General features: G+C 66.7%; 1 protein-coding gene. It reads right to left on the bottom strand.

The genetic code is table 11. The annotated features are described in order from the left end of the window. Nucleotides 1-234, bottom strand: a 234-nt coding sequence (locus tag H7J86_RS31700; RefSeq protein WP_267295825.1) for an STAS domain-containing protein, incomplete at its 3' end; no start/stop codon positions are given. Between the last annotated feature and the right edge of the window lie 180 nt (nt 235-414).

Raw genomic sequence — 414 nt, 5'->3', positions numbered from 1 at the left:
CACGGCGGACAACCCGGCGGTGCCGAAGAACTGAACAGCGCTCAGATCCAGGATCAGGTGAGCGCAGCGGGGCAGCAGTGCCGATGCGTAGCGGATGAACTCGGGGCAGTTGGCCGCATCGAGCTCGCCGTGCACGGTCACCGCCGGGGTCGACGTCTGCAGCCAGCAGGTGGAGAAGGTGGCGAGACTGCCTCCTGGGACGGGAAGCTGCCGGGCGGTGGATGCGGTTCTCATGGTGACTCCATCAGTCGGAATAGCGTGTTCGACCTGCGGAGCTATCTGGGGCGCCGGCGCTGGCGGACCAGAAACCGTGGGGCAGGGGATATCGGCAGCCTCCGCACCGTCATCTTCGACGTTCCGCAGCCGGCTGTGAACTCAACCTGAACCAACCCTACGCCAGGGGCACGTGCGCGC

Origin of the sequence: Mycobacterium hackensackense, assembly GCF_025822555.1 — a bacterium.
GTDB lineage: Bacteria > Actinomycetota > Actinomycetes > Mycobacteriales > Mycobacteriaceae > Mycobacterium > Mycobacterium fluoranthenivorans.
This window is presented reverse-complemented; position numbering and strand designations above follow the sequence as displayed.